Origin of the sequence: Cytobacillus stercorigallinarum, assembly GCF_014836495.1 — a bacterium.
Taxonomy (GTDB): domain Bacteria; phylum Bacillota; class Bacilli; order Bacillales; family Cytobacillaceae; genus Cytobacillus; species Cytobacillus stercorigallinarum.
On record NZ_JACSQT010000006.1, the window covers coordinates 120269 to 146004 of the forward strand.

The 25736-nt window shown below is 36.9% G+C and carries 22 protein-coding genes and 1 other annotated feature; of the genes, 15 read left to right on the forward strand and 7 right to left on the reverse strand.

Annotation, left to right across the window (positions count from 1 at the left end; all coding sequences use genetic code 11):
- Window positions 1–6: 6 nt before the first annotated feature.
- Window positions 7–429 (reverse strand): TerC family protein, encoded by a 423-nt coding sequence (locus H9655_RS22915; RefSeq protein WP_191815036.1) that lies wholly within the window; start codon window positions 427–429, stop codon window positions 7–9.
- A 1212-nt stretch (window positions 430–1641) separates the two neighbouring features.
- Here H9655_RS22915 and H9655_RS22745 point away from each other — a divergent pair.
- The 4 genes from H9655_RS22745 (at window position 1642) to H9655_RS13335 (ending at window position 4808) form a co-directional block, all read left to right on the forward strand.
- Window positions 1642–1764: a hypothetical protein gene (locus tag H9655_RS22745; RefSeq protein WP_263600755.1), complete on the forward strand. Its 123-nt coding sequence runs from the start codon at window positions 1642–1644 to the stop codon at window positions 1762–1764.
- 238 nt (window positions 1765–2002) lie between these two features.
- Window positions 2003–2992: an ABC transporter substrate-binding protein gene (locus H9655_RS13325; protein ID WP_191815038.1), complete on the forward strand. Its 990-nt coding sequence runs from the start codon at window positions 2003–2005 to the stop codon at window positions 2990–2992.
- Between the two features lie 46 nt (window positions 2993–3038).
- Entirely contained in the window at window positions 3039–3992 is a 954-nt protein-coding gene (locus H9655_RS13330) for an ABC transporter permease (RefSeq protein ID WP_191814782.1), read from the forward strand.
- A 21-nt stretch (window positions 3993–4013) separates the two neighbouring features.
- Window positions 4014–4808, forward strand: a complete 795-nt coding sequence (locus H9655_RS13335) for an ABC transporter ATP-binding protein (RefSeq protein WP_191814784.1) — start codon at window positions 4014–4016, stop codon at window positions 4806–4808.
- Window positions 4809–4914: 106 nt separating this feature from the next.
- Here H9655_RS13335 and H9655_RS13340 read toward each other — a convergent pair whose 3' ends face one another.
- Window positions 4915–5349: an RrF2 family transcriptional regulator gene (locus H9655_RS13340; protein ID WP_191814787.1), complete on the reverse strand. Its 435-nt coding sequence runs from the start codon at window positions 5347–5349 to the stop codon at window positions 4915–4917.
- Between the two features lie 184 nt (window positions 5350–5533).
- On the opposite strand from H9655_RS13340, the gene H9655_RS13345 reads away from it, so the two are divergent.
- Both H9655_RS13345 and H9655_RS13350 read left to right on the forward strand, forming a co-directional pair.
- Window positions 5534–5989, forward strand: a complete 456-nt coding sequence (locus H9655_RS13345) for a cysteine dioxygenase (protein ID WP_191814789.1) — start codon at window positions 5534–5536, stop codon at window positions 5987–5989.
- A gap of 2 nt (window positions 5990–5991) precedes the next feature.
- Window positions 5992–7404 (forward strand): 4-hydroxyphenylacetate 3-hydroxylase family protein, encoded by a 1413-nt coding sequence (locus tag H9655_RS13350; RefSeq protein ID WP_225230633.1) that lies wholly within the window; start codon window positions 5992–5994, stop codon window positions 7402–7404.
- Between the two features lie 67 nt (window positions 7405–7471).
- Here H9655_RS13350 and tyrS read toward each other — a convergent pair whose 3' ends face one another.
- The 3 genes from tyrS to H9655_RS13365 all read right to left on the reverse strand — a co-directional run bounded on the left by tyrS (window position 7472) and on the right by H9655_RS13365 (window position 10116).
- Window positions 7472–8713 (reverse strand): tyrosine--tRNA ligase, encoded by a 1242-nt coding sequence (gene tyrS, locus H9655_RS13355; protein ID WP_404826098.1) that lies wholly within the window; start codon window positions 8711–8713, stop codon window positions 7472–7474.
- A 47-nt stretch (window positions 8714–8760) separates the two neighbouring features.
- Window positions 8761–8973: a binding site (T-box leader), on the reverse strand.
- 4 nt (window positions 8974–8977) lie between these two features.
- Window positions 8978–9457: a MarR family winged helix-turn-helix transcriptional regulator gene (locus H9655_RS13360; RefSeq protein ID WP_225230634.1), complete on the reverse strand. Its 480-nt coding sequence runs from the start codon at window positions 9455–9457 to the stop codon at window positions 8978–8980.
- A gap of 107 nt (window positions 9458–9564) precedes the next feature.
- Window positions 9565–10116, reverse strand: a complete 552-nt coding sequence (locus H9655_RS13365) for a helix-turn-helix domain-containing protein (protein WP_191814791.1) — start codon at window positions 10114–10116, stop codon at window positions 9565–9567.
- A 121-nt stretch (window positions 10117–10237) separates the two neighbouring features.
- Between H9655_RS13365 and H9655_RS13370 the strand changes: the two genes are divergently transcribed.
- The 3 genes from H9655_RS13370 (at window position 10238) to H9655_RS13380 (ending at window position 12637) form a co-directional block, all read left to right on the forward strand.
- A complete protein-coding gene (locus tag H9655_RS13370; RefSeq protein WP_191814794.1) occupies window positions 10238–10963 on the forward strand; it encodes an AzlC family ABC transporter permease in 726 nt (241 codons plus the stop codon).
- A complete protein-coding gene (locus H9655_RS13375) occupies window positions 10953–11261 on the forward strand; it encodes an AzlD domain-containing protein (protein WP_191814796.1) in 309 nt (102 codons plus the stop codon). Before H9655_RS13370 ends, H9655_RS13375 begins: the two co-directional genes overlap by 11 nt.
- Before the next feature lie 101 nt (window positions 11262–11362).
- Window positions 11363–12637: a M48 family metallopeptidase gene (locus tag H9655_RS13380; protein WP_191814798.1), complete on the forward strand. Its 1275-nt coding sequence runs from the start codon at window positions 11363–11365 to the stop codon at window positions 12635–12637.
- Between the two features lie 146 nt (window positions 12638–12783).
- Here the strand turns inward: H9655_RS13380 and H9655_RS13385 are convergent, their stop codons facing one another.
- Window positions 12784–13020 carry an IDEAL domain-containing protein gene (locus tag H9655_RS13385; protein ID WP_191814800.1) on the reverse strand — a complete coding sequence of 79 codons (237 nt, stop codon included), beginning with the start codon at window positions 13018–13020 and terminating at the stop codon, window positions 12784–12786.
- A 225-nt stretch (window positions 13021–13245) separates the two neighbouring features.
- Between H9655_RS13385 and H9655_RS13390 the strand changes: the two genes are divergently transcribed.
- Window positions 13246–13806, forward strand: coding sequence for a competence protein ComK (locus H9655_RS13390; protein ID WP_191814802.1), 561 nt, complete (start codon window positions 13246–13248; stop codon window positions 13804–13806).
- Between the two features lie 7 nt (window positions 13807–13813).
- On the opposite strand, the gene H9655_RS13395 is transcribed toward H9655_RS13390, so the two are convergent.
- The gene (locus H9655_RS13395; protein ID WP_191814803.1) at window positions 13814–14191 is read right to left on the reverse strand and encodes a hypothetical protein; all 378 of its coding nucleotides are present in this window, start codon (window positions 14189–14191) and stop codon (window positions 13814–13816) included.
- Between the two features lie 212 nt (window positions 14192–14403).
- On the opposite strand from H9655_RS13395, the gene H9655_RS13400 reads away from it, so the two are divergent.
- The 5 genes from H9655_RS13400 (at window position 14404) to addA (ending at window position 25714) form a co-directional block, all read left to right on the forward strand.
- Window positions 14404–16377, forward strand: coding sequence for a S9 family peptidase (locus tag H9655_RS13400; RefSeq protein ID WP_191814805.1), 1974 nt, complete (start codon window positions 14404–14406; stop codon window positions 16375–16377).
- Window positions 16378–16664: 287 nt separating this feature from the next.
- Window positions 16665–17609: an LCP family protein gene (locus H9655_RS13405; RefSeq protein ID WP_191814807.1), complete on the forward strand. Its 945-nt coding sequence runs from the start codon at window positions 16665–16667 to the stop codon at window positions 17607–17609.
- A 45-nt stretch (window positions 17610–17654) separates the two neighbouring features.
- Window positions 17655–18266 (forward strand): TVP38/TMEM64 family protein, encoded by a 612-nt coding sequence (locus H9655_RS13410; protein ID WP_191814809.1) that lies wholly within the window; start codon window positions 17655–17657, stop codon window positions 18264–18266.
- Between the two features lie 223 nt (window positions 18267–18489).
- Window positions 18490–21984 carry a helicase-exonuclease AddAB subunit AddB gene (addB, locus tag H9655_RS13415; protein ID WP_191814811.1) on the forward strand — a complete coding sequence of 1165 codons (3495 nt, stop codon included), beginning with the start codon at window positions 18490–18492 and terminating at the stop codon, window positions 21982–21984.
- A complete protein-coding gene (addA, locus tag H9655_RS13420) occupies window positions 21977–25714 on the forward strand; it encodes a helicase-exonuclease AddAB subunit AddA (protein WP_191814813.1) in 3738 nt (1245 codons plus the stop codon). Before addB ends, addA begins: the two co-directional genes overlap by 8 nt.
- Window positions 25715–25736: the final 22 nt, after the last annotated feature.

Sequence of the window (25736 nt, forward strand, 5' to 3'; positions counted from 1 at the left end):
GAGCACCTAAATATATATATCTATATTTTTAATTTTCTTTACACAAATAGCTATTAGTAATCCAATAATGGACCCAATAATACAAATTAAGGTATTAATATATTGGGGGAAGTCACCAAATATATAATAAGTCCCTCTATCCTCAATACACATTTTGACGGCTGTATACATTAGAAAACCAGCACCTAAATAAACTATGAATCGGTATCTTTCTACTAGTGATAATAAAAAGTGGCTTCCAAACAGAATGATAGGTATTGATATTAATATTCCATAAAAAATAGGTATAATCCCCTCTGTTACACTCGTTAAAGCTATTACATTGTCTATTGACATTGCAAAATCAGAAATGATAATAACTTTTAGTACATCCCAAAAACTAGAGTTTTTTTTATAATGGTTATCATGTAATTCATTCTTTTGTATAATAAGATAAAGCGATTCTCATTAAAATAAAACCACCAATCATCTGTATAAAGGGGAGAATTAAAAGGTTTATTATTATTGTAGAAGATATAATCCGAAGTAGTAGGCCCCCACCATACCATACAATATTACTTTCTTTTGCTGATTAAAGAGAGATAAAACCATAAGAAATTAAGCTGTATGGCCAAAATCGAAGTGAAAAATACAGCTACTGGACATTTATTTGTAACTCTTTCGTAGTTTCTAGAAATTAAAATAGAATGAGTAGATTTAAGGAGGGAAAAAAACATGAAAAAATTATGCAATTTATTGGCAATTAGTTTATTATGAGTATGTAAGGTATTTGACCCTGTACCAAAAGAATCAGTGCTAGCAGATGGTCATAGTGTTAGTGGCTCATACGGCAGGAGAACTATACCTTATATGTGCCATCATCTTATGAAGGGAGTGATTAAGTTCCGTTAATGGTGATGTTGCATGACTGCACGCAAGCTGTTAGTCAATTTGCGACATGTCAAAAATGAATGCGCTTTCATAAGGGGGTTTTCTCGTTTTATCCTAATAAAAGTGCTTCTGCTAATAACAATAATTATTGGAATTGGTTTGAAGAGAGATGGCGGGCCTAGTATCTTTGCAGGAAAGATTTGCGCCAATATTTTGCGATATAACAAAGTCTATAGGGTTATCAGCTGGGGAAGGGATGCTATTTTAGAAGCAACTGATCCAGAAGTGTTTTGTTGGTACGGGTTTAGAGTATAAAGCAGCGAAGAATACCGGTAATTGGAATCACTTCGAACAAAACAGAGTGGAGAGCGATTTTTAACCAAATGAAACAGAAAAAATCAGTGCCTGTCGGTTAAACTTACAAGGTTGAAAAATATAAGACTACTGAAAATAGGGTCTTATGCTGAAGGTAACTATTCAAAAGTTTTTGTAGGGAGCTCGTTGCTGATGGGGTGGGGGGAGTAACAATAAAAGTGGTTGACAAGTGGATGTATAAAGGCACGTATCGAGGCATCCTTTCATTTGATACAACGAGTGTACAAGAAGGTTACCACATAGCGAAAACCCAGGTGTGCCTTAAGTATTGACTAGCGATGTTGGATTAGTACTATGAATTCATATACAACGGTTACGGCGTCTAATATAGGACAAGCTACTATCCAACAAGATTCCTAAGTAGAGTCTTTGATTCCAAGCCGTTATTAACTGTAGATGATTACTACAGAAAAAGTACAAATTCGCTTAAAAGCGAACACAACTGCAGGATTCAATGCTATTTATGTAGAATTGTATGGTGGGGAAAAGGATATCCATAAGCCGATCCATTTTAACTAATAATGGAAGTGGAATATCCTCAATTAATTGAAAATTTTAAATAATTAATTATGTTTAGTATTAGTTCCAATTTCATGGAATACATTCTATTTTTTAGTGTCAGATAACATAAATTTTTGGAAAATAATAAAAAGTTCTTGTCTCCTTAGTATTATATGTATATAATTTAATGAACCAAAGCACAAAAGCATAAAAGCGATAAAGTAAAGGGGATGAATGAATAGTGAAAAAGAAAAAAATGTGGAAATCATTATCGACAGCTGGATTATTAAGTGCATTGATATTGGCAGGGTGCGGAAACTCTGAAGAAACAACGAATGAAGCAAGTGGAGAAAGCGGTGAGAAAAGCTATCAAGTCGGTATTACGCAAATCGCTGAACATCCAAGTTTAGATGCAGCATCTGTTGGCTTTCAACAAGCATTGAAGGATGAGGGATTAGAAGTAGAATTTGATACACAAATTGCCCAAGGGGATCAAAATAATAATCAATCGATTGCGAACAACTTTGTAAGTGATCAGGTGGACTTAATCTTTGCCAACTCTACACCAAGTGCACTAGGTGCATTAAATGCAACAAAGGATATCCCAATTGTGTTTACTTCAGTAACAGATGCGGTTGGGGGTGGACTTGTTGATTCCATGGAAGCACCTGGCGGAAATATTACAGGCACATTAGATAATCACCCGGACGCTATACCGAACACAGTAGAATTCATAGACAAATATTTTGATATAGAAACAATTGGTGTTGTTTATAATTCTGGTGAAGCCAACTCTGTATCGCAAATTGAGACAGTGAAAGAAGTAATAGAAGGAACGGGATTGAAATTAGCTGAAGCAACTGTTTCAACATCAGCTGAAGTAAAACAAGCGACAGAATCATTAGTTGGTAAAGCAGATGTCCTTTATATCATTACAGATAATACAGTAGTTACAGCTCTAGAGTCAGTCGTTCAAGTGGCAACAGATAAGAAAATTCCACTTTTTGTTGGTGAATTAGATTCTGTCGCTCGTGGCGGATTTGCTGCATACGGGTTTGATTATAATGATATCGGTTATGAAGCAGGTGTGATGGCAGCAGAAATATTAAAAGGTGAGAAAGAAGCAGGCGAAATGGATGTACAATATCCACAAAACTTAAAGCTTGTTATAAATAAAAAAGCGGCTGAAGCAATGGGTGTTGAACTAAATCCTGAATGGGAAGAATCTGCGGAATTTATTGAATAATGACAGCTATCTTAATCAGCACGACAGATGAAAGGGAGAGAGCATAATGCCTTCAGCAATATTTGGCTCCATTGAAGCAGGTGCAATTTATGCATTAATGGCGTTAGGTGTATATTTATCTTTTAGAGTATTAGATTTTCCTGATTTAACTGTTGATGGTAGTTTTGTGACTGGTGGAGCAGTTGCTGCCGTTTTAATTGTAGGTGGAACGAATCCATTCTTAGCAACTATTTTAGCTTTCGTTGCCGGTTTCCTAGCTGGCAGCGTGACAGGGTTACTTCATACAAAAGGAAAGATCAATCCTTTATTATCAGGGATTATCATGATGATTGCTTTGTACTCTATTAATCTACGCATTATGGGTAAGTCGAATATCCCGCTATTATCAGAGGAAACCGTCATTACAAAACTAACTGATTTTTGGCAAGGATTAGGTTTAGATAGTGCTTTATCTTTCATTGGCTTTGTGCCAAAAACATGGGCAATCTTAATTCTTATGCTCATATTGGCTCTTTTTGTCAAAGTCATTATTGATTGGTTCTTGAAAACAGATATTGGTCTGGCCATTCGAGCAACAGGTAATAATGAAACAATGATTCGTAGCTTTTCAGCGAATACAGATACATTGAAAATATTAGGTCTAGGTTTATCGAACGGTTTGGTAGCTTTATCAGGTGGGTTAGTGGCACAATACAATGGTTTCAGTGATGTTGGCATGGGTATTGGGATGATTGTTATCGGACTAGCCTCTGTTATTATCGGTGAAGCGATTTTTGGCGCAAAAACAATTTTTCGAGCAACGTTAGCTGTTATCGGTGGGGCGATTCTGTATCGTATTATAGTTACATTAGCGCTACGCGTGGAGTTCTTAGAAACGGGAGATATGAAATTGATTACGGCATTGATTGTCGTCTTCGCGCTTGTACTACCGAAGATTCTTGAGAAGCAAAAAGAGAGACAACGAAAGAAAAAGCGAATGCTTCAAGCAGGAATGGAATAAGTAGAAGAGAGGGGTGACGACATGCTTGAATTAAATCAGATTCATAAAATCTTCAATGAAGGCACACCAGATGAGAAGATTGCGCTAACACAGATGAATCTCGATCTTCATCAAGGCGATTTTATGACGGTCATTGGTAGTAATGGGGCAGGAAAATCGACTTTAATGAACATTATATCAGGGAAGTTAATACCGGATATCGGTCGAGTAATTATTGATGGAAAAAATGTATCGAATGTAAAGGAAAATAAACGGGCACGTCTAATAGGGCGTGTATTCCAAGACCCCATGGCAGGGACTGCACCGGCGATGACAATCGAAGAGAACTTAGCTATTGCCTACACAAGAACGAGATCACGCAGCTTGCATATAGGCGTTTCGAAAAAAAGAAAAGCGTTTTTTCAAGAAAAACTAGAGATGCTTCATTTAGGTTTGGAAAACAGGCTGCAAGCAAAAGTGGGTTTGTTATCAGGTGGTGAGAGGCAGGCATTGTCTCTTTTAATGGCAACCTTCACAGAACCTAAAATCCTTTTATTGGATGAGCATACGGCCGCTTTAGATCCATCCCGGGCAGAATTAATTACGAATTTAACGAAAGAAATTGTTGCTAAATATCAATTAACGACATTAATGGTAACTCATAATATGCAGCAAGCGATTGACCTAGGCAATCGGTTAATTATGATGGATAAAGGACAGATTATTTTCTCTGCGGATGAGAAGCAAAAATCGCAGCTTACAGTTGAGAAATTATTACATGAGTTTCAACAAATTCGTGGTGAAAAAATGAACAGTGACCGTGCAATCCTTGCATAAATGAAGATTCTAGTGTGAGAAAGAGTCCGTTAGTGGACTCTTTTTTGTTGGTTTTTATGTTTCTTCAATAGAATGTTAATCAATCCGATACCACGGTGGCTTTTATTTAATGATTTAGCCTTGGTGAAGGAATGTTGCGGTTGATCAAATCTTGTAATGACACTTGATCTAAGATGAAGGCAATTTCTTCACGCAGAAGTGCCCATAATGGCTGAAGGACGCACCCTTGATCTTCTAATGGACAGTATTCATAAGCAGTGATACTGACACAACTCATTGGTGCAAGAGGGCCTTCTAGCTGACGAATGACTTCTCCTATATTAATCTCATGACTTTCTTTCTTTAACATATAGCCCCCATAGACACCTCGTTTACTTTTTACATAACCATGGCTTTTTAAAAGAAGCAGAATTTGTTCTAAATATTGAATAGGTACTAATGTTTTTGCTGAAATGTCTTTGATGGTTATAAGATCTCCTTCATTTTTCCCAAGAACAATTAATGAGCGCAGCGCATATTCCCCTTTACTCGATATTTTCAAAGTACAGCCTCCTGTCAAACATCTTATAAAAGGTTATTAGTGCTTCTATAGAAATATAACCTAGGCTTCTACTCATTTTCTTGCATTTTACTCACGAAAGTACAAGCCTGTCATATTGTATTTTAGAAAGTTGATAAAATCGATCAACTATTCATAGATTGCATACAAAGGAGCGATTGACACCGTGACATTTCAAGAAAAGATTCGCCAAGCTTTACAAGAAAAAGAAGTGCCTTTCGATAAGGCGATTCGTTCATTAAATATTCGTTCAAAAGAGTTGGAGCCTTATATTAAACAACCACAAGGGAGGTTAGAGTATGGAAGAAACGTCATTTATCGCAATCAGGAGGTTGAGGTCATTGTCGTGTATCTTCCGCCATTTGCTAAAACGCTTGTCCATGATCATGGTTTTTCAAAAGGAGAAGTGCATATTGTTCAGGGAAGCTTGCTGAATCTCATTTATAATAAAGATTTATCGGTTAATAAAATCGAGTCATATCAGGCAGAGGAGTTTTTTCATGTAGAGGGGGACACCATTCATCTCATGTTTAATCCTACGCCATTTGAGGTCATTAGTTTTCATGTTTATTCACCGCCATTAACGCATAACCAGACTTATCCTGCTGAAGGGAGAGGATAAGCTTGTTTATTGAAAGTTTGAAGGATGGCAGAAATGTTTGGTTGAATGGTAACAGAATTGATATTACCGAAGATGTAAATTTTAGAGGTACGTTGACGACGATTGAATCATTGTTTTCACAATTAACGAACCCAAAGTTACAGCAATTAATCGGATATTTTGATGATGATTTTCAGCAATGGGTGCATAAGGCTTTTTATTTACCGAGAGATGTCACTGAATTACAGCAAAGGCGCACGGCTTTTGAGGCATGGGCGAAAGATACGAACGGCATGATGAGTCGACTTTCCGATTATGCCCGTTCGCGAGTGACCGGCTGGTATGCAAATAGAGGCGTATATCGTGAATTAGATCCGCATTTCCCAGGAAAAATAGAGGCTTATTATCATACTGCCAAAAGAGAAAATCGTTTCATTGCCATTGTTCAAAGAGATCCGCAAATCAACCGAAGTGCTAATGAGCATTTAAATACGGATAAGTTAGGTTTATTGAGAATTACAAAGAAGACAAAAGAAGGCGTATATATTAGTGGGGCTAAGATGATTGGCACTTCCGCACCTTATGCCCATGATATTATTGTTTATCCCTTAGCACCTTTAGATGAAGCGAAGAAAGATTTAGCCCATATGCTGATTGTGCCCGCAAATGCTAAGGGTTTGCATATGGTTTGTCGTGAGTCTTTTGCAGAAGCGTCGCAAGTTGAACATTTCCTTAGTGCACAATACGATGAAATGGATGCTGTACTGATTTTTGATGATGTCTTTGTGCCGTGGGAGAGAGTTTTACTGCATGATAACCCTAGTGCTTTAGCACAAATAAAAGTTGATTCTATTTCTAATAGCTTAGCGTATCATCAAGCCATTGTTCGCCTGCAAACGAAGTTATCTTTTATGGCAGCAGTGGCAAATGCCATGGCCCATGTGATCGGAGCAGATGGCTATTTACATGTACAAGAAAAGCTAGGGGAACTTATTATCCAAATGCGCACAATTGAAGGGTTAATCATTGCTGCTGAACAAAATGGAAAGTTAGAGAAAGACATTTATATTCCTGATTTTAATTATATTCAAACGGCGAGAGTACTTGGTACAAAATATTACCCAAATGCAGTTGAAATCATACAATTAATAGGTGCTGGCGGATTGATACAATTACCTTCGTCCATGGCGGATCTATCGGGTGAAATCAGTCAGTTGACACAAAAATATTATAAAGGGAAGAATGCTACTGCAGAAGAACGGACGAAGCTATTTAAATTAGCTTGGGATTTAATAGGCTCACCTTTTGGTTCTCGTCATGAATTATACGAGCGCTTTTATTCTGGGGATCCGATGCTGCAAACAGCGGATATGTGGCGGAAATATGATAAGAGGGAGTGGGCGAGACAGCTAGCCCCATTTTGGAAAAACAGTTGATAGAAGAAGAGTGAACGATAAAAATAGCCACCTGATTAAAGGTGACTATGGCAAATCATCTCACAACCTAATTCTTTAACAATAATTTCATGAATTTTCTTTTACCTACTGAAACAATCATATTATGCTTAATCGCAATTGTTTCCATATCAGCGGTAATTTTTTCACCTTCTATTCTAATTGCGCCACCAACAATCATTCTTTTAGCCTCAGATTTTGAAGAAAGTAAGCCTGTATCCACTAACAATTGCACAAGAGTGATAGAAGTTGGGCCAGACCATGTCATTGTCGGCAGATCTTCTGGTAATGCTCCTTTTTGAAAAATCGTAATAAATTGTTGTTCTGCTTTTTCAGCTGCCTCTTCATCATGGTACATTTGGACAATTCGCTTTGCCAATTGCATTTTTACATCTCGCGGATGAAGGGTTTTCTTATCTAGCCCTTCTTCTATCTCAGTTATTTCTTCCGGTGTGAGAGTGGTAATAAGTGTAAAGTACTTCTTCATGAGTTCATCCGGAATAGACATCGCTTTCCCGTACATTTCGTTTGCTGGTTCATTAATGCCGATATAATTATTCTTGGACTTTGACATTTTCTCCACACCATCTAAACCTTCAAGTAGCGGCATCAGTAGCGCAATTTGCTTCGGTTTCCCAAATTTCTCTTGAAAATGTCTACCCATTAGGACATTAAAGTGTTGATCAGTACCTCCTAATTCAATATCGCATTCAAGCACAACAGAATCGTAGCCTTGCATAACTGGGTAGAAGAATTCATGTAAGGAAATCGGTTTCCCGTAAGCGATTCTTTCTTCAAAATCATCACGTTCCATTAAACGGGCAATGGTAATTTTCCCTGCTAATTGAATGACATCATCAAACTTGAGCTGAGAGAGCCATGTTGAATTATAATGTAATTCGACTTTTTCCATATCGAGTACTTTACCGAATTGCTCAAAGTAAGTTTGGGCGTTATGCTTCACTTCTTCATCGGTTAACGGTTTTCTGGCGATGGCCTTACCTGTCGGATCACCAATCTTACCAGTAAAATCCCCAATTAATAATTGAATCGTATGACCATTGTCTTGAAATTGCTTTAACTTTTTTAATACAACCGTATGACCTAAATGAACGTCAGGAGCTGAAGGGTCTAAGCCAAGTTTAATCTTTAACGGTTTATTTAATAAAATCGACTTTGCTAACTTCTCTTCTAATTCTTCGGTAGGTATAATTTCTTGTACACCTTGTTTGTATAACTTTAATTGTCTTTGTACTTCGTTTAATTGCTTGCTTGATAATTTTTCTTTCACGATTATTCACATCCTTAAAAAATAATAAAAAAACCACATCCCTCATAAAAAGGGACGTGGATTACACGCGTTACCACCCTAATTGAGAAGTAAAATACTTCTCCACCTCAACAGTTAACGAACGTAGCCGTCCATTGCAAGCAGCAATGAAAGTTCAAGAAGTTGTACTTCGCTTCATCCTATATACCGACTCTCAGCTATTCGTCAGCTCTCTGTGATAGGGAGGAGGTTGCTACTAAGACTTCTATCATCACATTTTCTTTATTAAAATTTATTGTCTTTAATAAGCTTGTAAAGAGTTGCTGCTAATTGCTTTTGATCGTCCGTTTTTAAACCTTTAACAATGGCGATTTCTCCCTCATGAAATTCGGGGTATAACTCTTCAATGACCTCTTTACCCTTAGGTGTAATCACAACAAAGGTGTTTCTTCGGTCTCTTGGGTCGGTTTCCCTTCTGCATAATGACTTATTTTCTAATGTGCGCATAATATTACTGATTGTTGCTTTTGATACACCTGCAGAAAGGGCAAGCTCTTTTGTTTCCATTTTTCCATATATCCATAAATCATATAGAATCGAAAAGGATGTCCAAGAAATTTTATGCTTGGCTAACACTTCTTGCTCTAGCTTATTTTTAATGCCTTGGCCAATGCGATAGAGGCTAGTGACTACGGCGATTGCATTCGGCTCTATCGTTGTTTTTTTACTTATCTTTTGAATGATTGTTGACTCTTCAGTGTGCAAATAGCCATCTTCGTCTAATTGATGAATAGGATCAACCCCTTTATTTTCAGAATCATTAGCTATGAAACGATTCTACAAAAAAAGAAACAGGATTGCAACCCTAAAAATTAAGGGTAATACAAAACTGTTTGATAAATAATCATATCTTCGCCAATATTGCGATATGTATGAGCCTTGTTGGCGGAGAAGCGGATGGAATTACCAGGTTGAATGGTGTATTGTTGGTCATTAATTTCAAGTTGCAGTGTACCAGTAATCACCGTTACATACTCTTCCACCCCTTCATTATGTTTTTCTGATAGATGTTCATAACCTGTCTCGATCTCGACAGTGAAAATTTCAAACTTTTTTCGTGGGTCAAATGGGAAGACCGGGTATACGCGATATTTCCCACTATACTCCATAATGGGACTGATATCATGGCGATTGACCACATGAATAGGAGACTGCTGTTCCTGAATTAAAGATGAGAAGGAAACTTGTAATCCTGTGGCAATTTTCCATAGTGTTGTGACTGTAGGGTTGGATTCTCCTCGTTCTATTTGCCCGAGCATGGCTTTACTTACATGAGTTAAGTTTGCAGTAGTATCTAGACTTAAACCTCTTGCTTTACGTAGATTTTTTAAGTTAACGCCGATATTTTTTTGAATATTATCCATAATTCCTCCAAAAACAATTGTTTAATATAACGTACGAATGTATAATATATTGTACAACTAACTAATCAGATTATTTATTCAATATTATACTATTTTTTGGGATGAAGGGTAGGGAGAAATATTGGCGGAGCTATTGTTACAATCAAGAGAAGTACCATTTCGAAAAGGGCTGCAGGCTGGTGTAAGTATTGCGATTGGTTATGCACCCGTTGCACTTACTTTTGGCTTATTAGCAAAGACGACAGGGTTAACTTTTATAGAGACTGTCCTTATGAGTATGGTGGTTTTTGCAGGTGCATCACAATATATGGCACTTAGCTTAATTAGTTTAGGAACGAGTATTTTCGAAATTATTTTTACAACTTTTATTGTTAATATTCGCCATTTTCTGATGAGTACAGCGCTTAATGAAAAAGCAGAAGATGACAGCTTAATAAAAAAGGCACTTTATTCATTCGGCATTACAGATGAATCTTTTTCGGTTATCGCCACAAAAGACGGCGTTCAAAAAACTGGCTTTATCTTAGGTGTGAATATCATTGGTTATATGAGCTGGGTTACCTTTACCGCTCTTGGCTTCGTCGTTGGTGCAAGCTTGCCACACGTGTTACAAGAAAGTATGGCAGTTGCGCTTTATGCGATGTTTATTGGTCTACTTGTTCCTTCGATGAAAGGGAGTCTTAAAGTTGTTTATCTTGCTGCTGTTGCTGCCGCTTTAAACACTATCTTTACCTTTACAGGTGCACTCTCAACAGGCTGGTCAATTGTTATAGCAACTTTAATGTCTTCCGTTCTTATTGAGGTTATAGAAGGAATAAAGAGGGGGAATAGACAAAATGAGCAATGAAGTACTTTGGTTAATTATTGGCATGGGTCTAGTTACATATCTTCCAAGGGTTGCGCCATTTTTACTTTTTAAAGGAAAAGAGCTGCCTGTCTTTGTGCAATCAGTTTTAAAAAATGTTCCTTATGCGACACTTGGTGCCCTTATTTTCCCTGGGATTTTGCTTATTGGAGAAAGCATCTGGTACGGCTTACTTGGTGCGGCAATTGCGTTTATCGTTGCTTATATTGGCGCGAATGTAGTCTTTGTTGTCCTTAGTGCGATTATTGTTTTGTCAGGTTATTCCTTATTCATCAGTTAGTTCTTTCTTTCCTCCTTTTTGCAGTTCTAAATATGGAAAAGTATACTAAACTAAGTATGAAGGGTTGTACTTTTTCCATTGAGATTAAAGGAGGGAACAAATTGACAAGAAAAATTGGTCTTTATGGCATTCTTGGCTACTTTTTATATGGTTTATTCTTTTATTGGTATTTATTCCATTTTGCAAATACAGATTTACCGTTCGAATATCAAGGGACAGTTGCTGATCCTGCCACTTTTTTAAATGGTAGAGAACTTGTATTAACTGAGGAATATTCAAAAATACGTAATCTTTTATTTTTCTTGTCTACACCATTTGAATGGATATTTTATTTATCAATTCTTTTATTGGGGTTATCTGGAGCCTTTAAAAAATGGGCCGAGCAATCTTCTAAATACAAATTTGTGCAAACGTCGATTTATGTTGCTTGGTTATCACTATTCGCTTTTATCGCTACGACACCACTCAGCTATATTAGTTATCATTTTTCGAAGCAGTACAATATTTCTACGCAAAGCTTTGCTAGCTGGATGAAAGATGAACTTATTGATTTTTGGGTGAACTTTGGCATGATGGTGCTAATCGTTTATGTATTATATCTGCTTATTAATAAAAGCAGGAAGCGGTGGTGGCTATATGCTTGGATGTTAACCGTTCCCTTTTCTTTGTTTTTAATGTTCCTTCAACCAGTGGTCATTGATCCGTTATATAATGATTTTTATCCTTTAAAAAATAAGGAATTAGAGAGTAAAATATTGACGCTTGCTCATGAAGCAAACATCCCGGCTGACCATGTGTTTGAAGTCGATATGGCGGAGAAAACTAATGCTTTGAACGCTTATGTGACTGGTATTGGATCAAATTCCCGGATTGTTCTCTGGGACACAACTTTAAATAGATTAGATGATGACGGTATTTTATTTATTATGGCACATGAAATGGCGCACTATGTTGAGAAGCATATTTATATTGGCATAGGTGGATATTTATTATTATCCTTAGTTGGATTGTATTTAACTTATCGCATAATGGAGTTGGCGGTAACGAAGTATGGAGATGCTTTGAAGATTCCAGCAGTAAATGATATCCGTTCCTTACCATTATTTCTGATGATTATTTCCATGCTTCTGTTCATTTCAAGTCCATTGTCCAATTTGGTTTCACGTTATCAAGAAACAAGAGCGGACCATTATGCGGTTGAATTAACAAAAGATCCAGAAGCGGGGATTGAAACTTTTCAAGAGCTTACCCGAGCTGGCCTTAGTCAAGTGAATCCACCATTGCTTGTGAAGGTATTTCGCTATGGGCATCCGACAATGCTGGATCGAATCATTGACTTAGAAGAATATCAAATAAAACATCGCGATGATGAATAGATAAAAATGGGGTACCCTATGCACACAACTTGTTGCAATTTGCGACGCGTTGTGTGCATATTTATTTGCTTTTAATCGCTTACCTTGACTCTTAGTATAATTTTTTTTAATAAAAAAATCCTCCATTGGTCGTGGAGGATGATAAGTTATGAGCCATATTCTTTTTGCAGTTGAATATATTCATTTGATAGTGTAATGAACATTTTTTTATTTTTGCAGTCTAATGCTTCATCTAATTTTGCTTTTATGGTTTGCAATTTCCTGGTTAGGATAGCGTCGCTAATGACCATGTCGACATATAAGTCTAAAACAAATGCTTCTTTCATTCTTTTGCGTTTCATGGCGCTTGCTTTCATTAATTCGGCGTATGATTTTTCTTTCATAAAAATCACCCCAATGGCTTTTTATTAGTATATGTAAAGAATTGTATTTATTCAACTTATTTTTTGAATTTTTAAAATATATGTAAACGTCATTTGTTTTATTTTCAAATAAATTGTCATTTTAATAGGAAAAAAGACTGGTTATCATCATCTCTTTCTGGTAAAATAGAGCTAATTTTATAAATATTTAGTTTATTTTCCGAAAAAAGAAGGGGTGTACCGTTTATGGCCGACAAGGAAACAATGATTGAAGAGTATGAAATTAATACAGAAACAATGATGATTATGCCAATTGAATATGGTAGTAAGATTTATTCGTATATTTATGAAATCGAAGGTGAAGCGGTTTCGCCTTTTAAACCGCTTGAAATTATTAAGAAAAGTTGTCGTTTCTTTGGTGCTAGCTACGAAGGGAGAAAAGAGGGGACAAGACAACTGACGGGTATTACACATAAAGCACCTATTACGATTGATCCCACTAACCTGATTTATTTTTTCCCCACAGCTTCTGCAACAAACCCCAATTGTATTTGGATATCTAATGAGCATGTACTCCATTATGGTCCGCATGAGGGAGGACAAACAGAAGTGATTTTTAGAAATAGGCAAACGCATATTATCCCTGTTTCACATAACATATTTCAAAATCAGATTTTAAGAACCATTCTGTTAAAAGATACGTTATCGAGCAGAATTGAAGAAACGGAACGGAAATCGCTTTATTTTCTAAAAAGGAAAAAAGCAGAGAAGGTTTCAGAAAATATTCACTTCCTTCGCAGATTATGAATGGATATTATTTGCTAATTTGCGATGAAGTATAACGTTTGAATAAATAAAACTCCAGTAATTCATGGACTTTATTTCGTATACGAGGGTTAAAATAATTATGCTGCTCTTCATATCCTTTATAAAGAAACATGAACATTGTAAATGCTTCATCGCGCTTAATTTCTTGCACACTCAATTTTTCTTTATTCATATAGTGCTTCACGCTTTTTAATTCCTTCTGGATTACCCTCATAGTTTCATCAACTAAATTCACATAAGGTTGCTTTAACTTAAACGGACTGGCATCAATCACTTTTAAATCCCTATTAAGTATCGTAAGCACCATTGGCAAATAAATCGCTTGTTCCATAATATTCCGGTCTCGCTCAGGAATTCTTGTCATCGTAAACCTTCTCCTTTTTTAAATATAGAACGTTTGTTCTTATTATATTCTACTCTCATTAAAATATTCATGCAACAGTATCCATTAATTGTTATTTCGTTTTTAACTTGAAAGAGAGGTGCCAATTGCGCACAATAGAAGTGGATAAATAAAGGGGAATATGACTTACGTCACGAATAAAAGTGAGAAGAACCTATAGAGGAGTGAAGAGGATGAATGCAAAGAAACGAATCAAGCCGGAGGATCAATATCAACTAAAGTCGGTAACTGATCCACAATTAAGTAAGAATGGCTATGATTGTGTTTATATAGAAACGACCATGTGTGAAGAAGAAAATACATATCGCTCTCATTTGTTTTACATTAATACAAATCAACTTGAAGAACCGCAACAGTTAACATACGGAAAAGGGAGAAATTTGACACCAAGATGGTCACCAGATGGGTCACAAATCGCATTTGTTTCTAATCGTAATAATGAGGTAAATCAAATATTTATATTATCAATGAACGGAGGCGAAGCAAAACAACTAACAAATGAACCGAATGGGGCGACCAATCCTATATGGTCACCGGATGGTAAAAAAATTGCCTTTCAATCAACTGTCAAGCAAGCGAACCTTACAGAAAAAGACACGGATAAACCACAGCCGGTTGAAGTAGAAAGGATGAAATATAAGTCAGACAGCAAAGGGTTATGGTCTTTTGATTATCAACATATTGGAGTGATTGATATTGCTTCAGGAGAGCGTGAATGGCTTACAACAGGGGAGCAGGATTATTATCTTCAATGCTGGTCTCCAGACAATCGATCAATTGCATTATTAGCCGATTTGGCAACAGATAAAGATCATTCATTCAAAAATGATGTATACATATTAGATGTTGAAAGTAAGCAGATGGAGAATATGACAAAAGGTGTGGCTAGCTTCTCTCATGTTTCATGGTCACCTGATGGCAAATGGTTAGGGTTAATCGGGTCGAAGTTGACCTATAAGAATGCTTCTTTGTCCAGGATATGGACATTAGATGTATCCACGCGGGAATTGACTTGTTTAACAGAAGAATGGGATGTTCAAGTCGGTGATTATGTTGTTGCTGATTTCCATCAGTCGGCAAATACTTCACATATTTTATGGGCTGAGGATAGCTTGAGCTTTTATTTTCTAGCATCTGACCATGGCAATACAGTACTGTATTTTGGCACAGTTGAGGGAGCGATGTATCCGGCATTATTAGAAGAAAGGCATCATATCTATGGTGTTTCTACAGGGGGAACGATAGATAAGGCGGTAGTAGCGATTAGTACACCTACTAATCCGGGAGATTTATATTTGTTGAGCGTGACTAGTGGAGAAAAAACAAGGCTGACAAATATTAATCAAGCTTTCTTTGAGGAGACGGCTGTTGCTGATGCAGAGGTCCTTCAATATCATTCTATAGATGGATGGGAATTACAAGGTTGGTTAATAAAGCCGATCAATCATGAGACAAGCGAAAAATATCCTCTCATTGTAGAGATTCATGGGGGCCCACATGCGATGTATGCCAATACATATGTCCATGAGTTTCAAGTGTTGGCCGCAGAGGGATATGCGGTGTTATATACAAATCCACGAGGCAGTCATGGCTATGGACAAGCTTTTGTAGATGCTGTAAGAGGAGATTATGGCGGTAAAGATTATGAAGATATCATGACTGCTGTCGATTACGTTCTCGAATATGATGAGAAAATTGACCATGAGAGGTTAGGGGTAACAGGCGGTAGCTACGGTGGCTTTATGACAAATTGGATTGTCGGCCATACAAACCGTTTTAAGGCAGCTGTTACTCAGCGCTCCATATCTAACTGGATTAGCTTTTATGGTGTAAGTGATATCGGTTATTATTTCACTGACTGGCAAATAAAGGGGCAGTTAAATGATATCAACAAATTATGGAAGCATTCACCATTAGCATTTGTAGAACAAGTAGAAACCCCACTATTAATTTTACATAGTGAAAATGATTTAAGATGTCCGATTGAACAGGCAGAGCAATTTTACATTGCATTAAAGCATCATAACAAACAAGCGAAGTTTATTCGTTTTCCACAAGCTAATCATGAACTCTCTAGAAGTGGTCACCCAAATTTAAGAATGAAGAGACTTCATTATATAAAAAATTGGTTTAATCAATATATATAAAGATAATTACCCCGAAAGTGTGATCACTTTCGGGGTATTTGGTAATATTTCATAAGTGAAACTTTTTTCATGCTATATCAGTCATATATAAAGGGACAGAAATATCTTTAAAAAGATGTAAAGATAATAAAGAAATGATTTAGAAAAAAGGCTGCAACGTGTATAATTCTAGTATATCTTTTAAAAGAGTTACTGTTCTGTTTATTCCAAAAGTAACAGTATCGGTATAATCTGATATAATTTACAAATAGAAAGAAAAGATAATAGGATGAAAGGATACATTTAAAATGAGATCTGAAAAACATCAAGGAAAGAAGAAAAGGAAATTTGGCAAAATAATAAGAAATTTATTTATCATATTTTTGCTTGTTGTTGTTGCAGTAGTAGGATATTCTTACTACCAATTTAAACAAGGTCTACAAACTTCTAAAGCAGATAATGATTCAAGTGTACCGGAGCAAGTGTACGAATTTAATGGCGAAAAAGATCAATACGGTGGAACGAATATATTACTCTTAGGTAGTGACTCAAGAGGAGAAGAAAATGCACGTGCAGATACAATTATGGTTGCACATTATCAACCGGATTCAGGCACTTATAAAATGATCTCTTTTATGCGCGATATGTATGTCGATATTCCAGGACATGGTCAAAATCGTATTAATGCTGCACTTGCTTATGGCGGACCAGAATTATTAAGGCAAACGATTAAAGAGAACTTTAATATCGACTCACAATATTATGCGATTCTGGATTTTGAGGGGTTTGAAAAGGTGATTGATGTGGCTTTTCCAAACGGTGTTGAAATCAATGTAGAGAAAGAGATGTCTCAAAAAATCGGGGTAACATTAAAGCCGGGGTTACAGAAATTGGATGGCGAGCATCTTTTAGGATATGTTAGATTCAGAAATGATGCAGTTGGTGATTTCGGACGTGTTGAAAGACAACAAAACGCGATTAAAGCAGTAGTGAATCAATTTACCAGTTTAAATACGATAGCTAAACTACCTAAACTAGTAGGAGTTGTTACACCTTACGTCAACACAAATATGAAAACAAGTGACATCTTATATATGGGTAAAGATGTATTAATGAATGGTAGTCCACAAGTAGAATCATTAAGAATTCCAGCAGACGGCACTTACCAAAATGTTAGAATTAGCGGAATGGCTGTTTTACAAGTTGATCTAGAAGCAAACAAACAAGAGTTACAGCAATTTTTAACTAACTAAAAAAGAAATATCTATGTTTTTTCGAGCGAGAGAAGGAGAGTATGGATGGATTTAGAGAGTATCAGACAGTGGCTTACACTAGAAAATATATTAGCTCTAATTGAAGAATATCGTTCATTTGGTCCTCTTCCAGGGATTTTACTACCTTTAATAGAGGCATTTTTACCTTTTCTCCCGCTTTTTTTATTCGTGATGGCTAATGCGAATGCGTTCGGATTATGGGGCGGATTTTTATATTCTTGGATTGGCTCAGTTGCAGGTGCTTTACTCGTTTTTTTCATCATTAGAAAATATGGTCAAGCGCGATTCTTAAGTGTAATTAAAAACCATGATAAAGTAAAAAAATTAATGGCATGGGTAGAAAAGCATGGTTTTGCCCCTTTATTCTTATTACTATGCTTCCCGTTTACACCATCGGCGATTGTAAACATTGTGGCTGGTTTATCGAGAATAAGTATTGCGCAATATGCATTGGCAGTCATAGCAGGAAAAATGGTGATGATTTTTACAGTGAGTTTTGTTGGGCATGATATTGCATCACTGATTACAAAGCCGACGAGAACGGCCATTGTTATCCTCATCATTGCTATTCTTTGGTATGTAGGCAAAAGAATAGAAATCAAACTAAATACAAGTGTAGAAAAAACGAAAAAATAGATAGGTTAGGAAGACCCAGCATATTTGCTGGGCTTTTTTTTTGAATGAGAACAGAAAAATATTATAGCGCTAAAATGGATTTACGAGACAGCATCTATTAAGCATTAAGTAGAATTCCCTGTATTTACTTTAAACACAAAAAGAAGAAAAATGTGAGAGATGTGCTAAAATAGGAACAAAGATTCTATAGGTCGATTCACATTGAAAGTGAAGGTGAAAATACATGACAGTAAAGATGTTAATTGGTCGGTCTCAGACGGGAAAAACCGAGAAGATGATCGGTGAGATTAAGCAACTTATGCAAGACAATCCTGAAGGCTCACCAATTATTTATATTGTTCCAGAACAGATGACGTTTCAATCTGAATATAAATTAGCTAGTTCTAAAGGTTTGGGAGGAATGATTAGAACACAAGTTTTTTCTATCACGAGATTGGCATGGCGAGTACTGCAAGAGACCGGTGGAATTAGCCGTTATCATTTAAGCAGTATTGGTACAAACATGCTCATCCGCAAGATTATTGAGGAACAAAAGGATGAGCTGAAAATTTTTCAAAATGCAGCTGATAAAAATGGGTTTATACAACAGATGGAAAGAATGTTAACTGAGTTTAAACGCTATTGCGTGAACCCTACTGAAATAGAAATGCGAATAACGCAATTACAACACGATGACAATGAGAAGAAAGTGTTAGCAGAGAAACTGCATGATTTAGAATTGATTTATTCGAAGTTTGAAGCAGGTATAGTTGATAAATATCTAGATTCGGAAGACTATTTACAATTACTTGCTGAAAAAGCAAATGAATCGGCTTATTTGCAAGAGGCAACAGTTTATATTGACGGTTTTCATAGTTTTACACCACAGGAATACCGCGTGATTGAAGCACTTATCCGTCATTGTCCAAATATAACAATTGCCCTCACGCTAGATCAGCCGTTTGATCACGAAACACCAAATGCCCTCCATTTATTTAGGCAAACAGGTGAGACGTATCAAACAATTCGGGAGATAGCTAAGCAACAAAAACATCAAGTCGAATATGAGTTACTTTCTCAAGTTCCGCCAAACAGACATGAATCATTGAGACATTTAGAATTGAATTTTGAAGTGCGTCCAACTGTCCCATTTAGTGGAGAGGCACCGGTTGTGATTGCCCATGCAATGAATCGCAGAGCAGAAATTGAGGGGATTGCTCGGAAGATTCGTACCCTTGTTCGTGATGAAGGCTTAAGGTATAAGGATATAGCCATACTTATGAGAAACGGTCATGAATATCATGATTTAATTACAACCGTGTTTAATGATTATGAGATTCCTTTATTTATTGATAGAAAGAAGTCGATGTTACATCATCCTGTTGTTGAATTTATTCGCTCCAGTTTAGATGTGTTAATGAGTAATTGGCGATATGAACCTGTTTTCCGTACGATAAAAACTGAGATGCTTTTCCCACTTAACTACTCGTCGCCAATATTACGTGAGAAGATGGACCGTTTAGAAAATTACGTTTTATCTTATGGTATACAAGGTAGTAAATGGACAAAGAAAGAGCGTTGGACATATCGGAGAATTCGTGGTCTTGAGATGACAAACACAGGGCAAACAGATGCAGAAAGAGACATAGAAGAAGAAGTCAATCAATTAAGAGATATGGTAGCTGCACCACTATTGAGACTTTCAAGACGAATGAAAAAAGCGGAAACTGGCAGGGAATATGCAGAAGCCCTTTATTTATATTTAGAGGAAACAGATATCCCAGCCAAAATAGAAAAACTCCAAATAGAGACGGAAGAAAGAGGAGAGCTTGTCAGATCTAGAGAACATAACCAAGCATGGAATGCAGTGGTTGAGCTATTGGATGAATATGTAGAAATGCTTGGTAGTGAGCAGATGACGACAGAGCGCTTTGCGACAATCTTGGATGCAGGTATTGAAGCATTACAATTTAGTATTGTCCCACCTGCAATGGATCAAGTGATTGCTGCTGATATGGAAAGATCACGAGTGGCTGATATGAAAGCTGCCTTTATTATTGGGTTAAATGAAGGAGTTCTACCAGCGAAGTTTAAAGAAGAAGGGGTATTAGCAGATGATGATCGCGAGCAGTTATTGTCACTAGGAATGAAAGTAGCCCCTTTAACGAAAACGAGATTGTTAGATGAAGAGTTTTTGGCGTATAAGGCATTTGTTACACCGTCAGATTATTTATTTGTTAGCTATCCAATGGCAAACGAAGAAGGGAAGGCACTCATTCCCTCTCCATTTATAAAAAGAATACAAGATCAATTTGTACAAGTAAAAGAAGAGTATTTGATGTCAGATCCAGCAGAACTAAATGAAGAAGGACAAATAGACTATATTAGTCATATCAATACAGCATTAACGTTTTTAACATCACAATTACAATTACAGAAACGCAATTATGCCATTTATGACATGTGGTGGGATACGTATAATATTTATTTACAAAAACCGGGCTGGCAAGAGGTCACAAATAAGGTTTTAGCAAGTTTATATTATGAAAATAAGACAGAACCACTAGATGAAGAGATTAGTAAAGCATTATATGGTGAAACGATTCGTGCAAGTGTATCAAGAATGGAACTCTTTCATAGCTGTCCGTTCTCACATTATGCCCAATATGGTTTGCGTTTGAGAGAACGGCAAGTCTTTCGATTAGAGGCACCTGATATTGGTGAATTATTTCATGCCGCTCTGAAATATATAACCGAAACGGTTATGCATAAGAACTTGCAATGGTCAGATATGACAAGGGAACAATGCGAAATACTTGCAAAAGAAGCAGTTGAACTACTTGCACCTAAATTACAGCATGAAATCCTCCTTAGCTCGAATCGATACTTCTATATTAAGCGAAAACTGGAGCAAATCATTAGCCGTGCTTCCTTTATTATGGGAGAACACGCAAAAGCAAGTGGATTCACACCTGTCGGTTTAGAGATGAGCTTTGGACCTTCTGGCGATTGGCCTTCTTTATCTTTCCCATTGAAAAATGGAAGTCAGATGGAACTGGTTGGGCGCATTGACCGTGTTGATCAAGCGAAAGATGAAAAGGCAGGATCTTATTTACGCATTATTGATTATAAGTCAAGTGAGAAAGATGTGAATATTAACGAGGTATATTACGGATTATCGTTACAAATGTTAACCTATTTGGATATTGTCATTGCCCATTCAGAGGAACTCATCGGTATGAAAGCTGATCCAGCGGGTGTACTGTATTTTCATGTTCATAATCCAATGATTAACTCAGGTAAAATGCTTGGTCTAGACGAGATAGAAAAAGAAATCTTGAAAAAGTTCAAGATGAAGGGATTATTATTAGGAGAAGAAAATGTTGTCCGTTTAATGGACAAGTCTTTAACAACAGGCGATTCGCCTATTATTTCTGCTGGCTTTAATAAAGATGGTTCTCTATCAAAGCGATCCAAGGTTGCTGATAAAGCGGAATTTAATTATTTGCGACAATTCGTCAGAAATAAATATATTAAAACTGGTAACCAAATGACGGGTGGTCAAGTGGAGATTGCACCATATAAACTGAAAGAACGGACGCCTTGTACATTTTGTTCTTTTAAATCGATCTGTCAATTCGATGAGTCATTAGAAACGAATACATTTAGATTATTAGATGAAAAACCGAGAGATGAAGTGTTATCACGAATAAGAGAGGAGGCAGAACAGGATGTCTAAATCTATCATTCCAACAAAACCAGAGGGTCTTACTTGGACAGACGATCAATGGAAAGCAATCCATGCGACAAATCAAGATATTCTCGTAGCCGCAGCAGCAGGATCGGGGAAAACCGCTGTACTAGTTGAAAGAATCATTACAAAAATATTAAACACTGACAATCCGATGAATGTCGATGAACTCCTAGTTGTCACATTTACGAATGCTTCAGCAGCGGAAATGCGTCATAGAATTGGAGAAGCGCTAGAGAAGGCCATTCAAGCTGATCCACATTCCTATCATTTACGTAAACAATTAACTTTGCTCAATAAAGCATCCATCTCAACGTTGCATTCTTTCTGTTTAGAGGTAATAAAGAAATATTATTATTTAATCAATATAGACCCAGGATTTAGAATTGCAGATGAGACAGAAGCTCAATTATTAAGAGATGAAGTTTTAGATGATTTATTTGAAGATGCATATGGTAAAGAAGATAACGAAGCATTTTATCACTTAGTGGATACATTCACAAACGATCGCAGTGATGTGGCACTCCAAGATATGATTAGACAAATTTATGATTTTGCTCGAGCAAATCCGTCAATGGATGATTATTTGGACAAGATGATTGAAATGTACAATGTGACTCCTACTGCAAATATGGAAGATATTCCATTTGTCGGTTATCTCCTCTCGGATGTTCGCCTGCAATTACAAGGAGTGAGAAGTCTATTAGCCCACGGACTTGAGTTAACAAAGCAACCTGGGGGACCAGCGCCAAGAGCGGACAACTTTATCGCAGATATCCAACTAGTCGATATCTTAATTCAAGCGGCGGAGCATTCCTGGGAGACATTGTATGAGGCCATGCAGTCTTATAAATTTAAAACTTTAAAGGCTTGTAAAGGGGAAGAGTTTGAGCCAGAACTCATAGAAGAGTCGAAGAAAGTGCGAGATCAAGCGAAAGATGTCTTAAAGAAACTGAAAGAAGAGCTTTTCAGCCGGAAAGCCGAGTCTTTTTTAAGAGATATGTTAGAAATGAAGCCACATATTGCAGGATTAGCACAATTAGTAAGAGCATTTGCAGAGCGGTTTGCAGCAGTTAAAACAGAAAAAGGATTAGTAGACTTCGCTGATTTAGAGCATTATTGTTTGGATATTCTGGGCGTTGTTGATCAATCTGATCAATTCATGCCTACTGATGCTGCCCTTGCTTATAAAAAACAATTTAAAGAAGTGCTAGTCGATGAATACCAAGATACGAATATGGTACAAGAGGCAATTCTTCAACTAGTCACGAATGATAATGAGTTAGACGGAAACCTCTTTATGGTTGGAGATGTAAAACAATCGATTTATCGTTTCCGTTTAGCAGAACCGAACTTATTTTTAAACAAATATAATCGTTTCACGACTGACGGTGAAGCGACAGGCTTACGCATTGATTTGGCGAGAAATTTTCGCAGTAGAAAAGAAGTCCTACACGGAACGAATTTTATCTTTAAACAAATTATGGGAGAGAATGTAGGGGAGATTGTTTATGATGAAGCAGCTGAACTTGTTCCTGGAGCTGCTTATCCAGAAGAAGTGAAGCATCCGATTGAGTTAACGATGATTGATCTTGAAGATGAAGAAAATTCGGACCAACCTGATTCGTTCGAGGAAGAAGAGCTTGCGCAATCACAGTTAGAAGCAAGACTAATTGCGAAGAAAATTAAAGAATTAATGGCTAGCCATAAACAAGTGTACAATGCAAAGCTTAAGCAAGAGCAACCGATGAAGTATCGAGATGTTGTGATTTTATTGCGTTCAATGACATGGGCTCCACAAATGATAGAGGAATTAAAACAGCAAGGGATTCCTGTTTATGCTGATCTTTCACAAGGTTATTTTGATGCTACGGAAGTTTCCATTATGATGTCACTCTTAAAAGTGATAGATAATCCCTATCAAGATATTCCATTAGCCGCTGTATTGCGTTCACCAATTGTTGGTCTAACAGAGAATCAATTAGCGACCATTAGAGTTCCGCATCAAAATGGTGCTTTTTATGAAGCGGTTCAACAATTTTGTTCTGAAGTTCAAACAGGAGATAAAGTTGACATTGCTGACAAGCTAAAGGCGTTTCTATTACAGTTAGAAAATTGGCGGCAAAAAGCCAGACAAGGGTCTTTATCTGATTTGATTTGGCAATTATATCGAGAAACTCGATTTTACGATTTTGCAGGAGGCATGCCTGGTGGAAAGCAACGCCAAGCTAATTTGCGCGCCTTATATGATCGGGCAAGACAATATGAAGCTACATCATTTAGAGGATTGTTTAGATTTTTGCGCTTTATTGAAAGAATGAGAGACAGAGGAGACGATTTAGGGGCTGCTCGTGCCTTAGGAGAACAGGAAGACGTCGTACGTATCATGACCATTCATAAAAGTAAAGGTTTAGAGTTTCCATTTGTCTTTATGCCAGGGCTAGCGCGTAATTTTAATACCATGGATTTGAAGAAGTCTTTCTTGCTAGATAAGGATTTGGGTTTAGCGTATAAATATGTGAATGCAACGAAGCGGATTTCTCTAACTTCATTACCACAGCTTGCCTTCAAACGTAAGAAAAAAATGGAGATGCTTGCTGAGGAAATGCGCGTGCTATATGTTGCTTTAACAAGAGCGAAGGAAAAGCTTTTCTTGATTGCTTCGCCGAAAAATATGGCTAAGAAGATGAAGGATTGGCAAAGGGTTTCTAGGAAGTCAGACTGGCTACTTGATGATTTTACACGTGCTCAAAGTACAAGCTATCTAGATTGGATTGCACCTGCTATTATCCGACATCAAGATAGCGCTACTTTAGATACTAGTTTGAACCCGGTAGTAGCAGAAATTCATAAGCATCCATCTAGTTGGAAAGTTCAAATTGTCGCAAAAGAAGAAGCAAAGACGAATATTGATGAAAATCAAATGGAATCCGACCATCTTTTAGAAAAAGTACAACAGGGAGAAAGGATCGATAAAAAATCTCGTTATTATGAAACGATTAAGCATCGTCTAGAATGGTCATATGCTTATCAATCAGCAATGAAATCAAGATCGAAACAGTCAGTCTCTGAAATAAAAAGGCAAAAAGAAATCTTTTCTCAAGAGGAAAGTGGACAAGAATTAGTTAAAGGTTTTCAGAAGCCCATTTTAAATCGACCGTTATTCATGCAAGAAAAGTCCATCACACCTGCTGAAAGAGGAACGGCCTTGCATACAGTGATGCAACACTTAGATTTACATGATACAGCAAATGAACAGCATATAATGGAAAAAGTAGAACATTTAGTGAAAAAAGAGCTGTTAACAGCTGAACAAGCTACGGTTATTGACCCAGCTTTGATTGTTGCCTTCCTTGAAAGTGACCTAGCTGAACGTATGAGAAAAGCAACGACTTTGCAAAGAGAAGTGCCGTTTAACCTTGCTTTGCCAGCTAGTGAAGTTTACTCCCATTGGGACCAGGAAGAAGATACGGTATTAGTACAAGGGATTATTGACTGTTTGTTTGAGGATCATAAGGGCCTTGTGATTGTGGATTACAAATCAGATCGGATTACTGATCGTTATAGAGGCGGAATAGATGAAGCAGCGCCGATTTTAATTGACAGATACCGAGTTCAAATTGATCTATATACGAAAGCGGTCGAACAGATTACAAAAAGGAAAGTCGCAGAAAAGTACCTTTATTTCTTTGATGGCGGTTATTTCGTGCAAATATAAAAAGAGGGCTGATGCCCTCTTT